We start from the raw sequence: 564 nt of genomic DNA on the forward strand, positions 1-564 counted from the left end.
TCGTTTCTTTGCGCTGTGCATATATTTTTTTATTTTCCTCCGTATGACGAAGGTGATCGGCTTCCTCCAAGTAATCTTCCCAGATGTGCCGGTGAATCATCTTGATGTGCTGTTTACTCTGCGTACATTGAGAAAGCAAAGGACACTGTTTGCACTTCAAAGGATTGGAAGCGTATTGTCGATAGCCCTCGCGGGTCGTCGTTCTATAGGGTAACGTTTCGCCTTGCGGACATATGTATTGATCGTAATGTTCATCGTAAACATACTCGTATTTCTTCATGTATCCATCCTTGGTTTTCGGTCGTGTGTAAGGCATGACTGGGCGAATTTCCTGGTCCATCAAAAACTTGGCAATCGGCGGTGTTTTATATCCTGCATCTACAGCTAAGGCGCTAGGTTTTCCTACGTTTTCTAACAACTGATTTACAAGTGGCTCGAGCATTCTACTGTCATGAACATTGGCTCCGGTGACGAGGGTCCCAAGAATAAAACCTCTTGAATCACTGGCGGTGTGAAAAGAGTACGCAAACAGCTTTTCCCGTTCGTCCTTTACATAGTAGCCAC

1 protein-coding gene is annotated in these 564 nt (G+C 44.9%); it reads right to left on the reverse strand.

Features of this window, described 5'->3' with window-relative positions:
- On the reverse strand, nucleotides 1–564 hold a 564-nt coding region (locus tag M3206_RS19275), incomplete at both ends, for a transposase (RefSeq protein ID WP_251314031.1).

It is taken from the genome of Fictibacillus phosphorivorans, assembly GCF_023715845.1.
GTDB lineage: Bacteria > Bacillota > Bacilli > Bacillales > Fictibacillaceae > Fictibacillus > Fictibacillus phosphorivorans_D.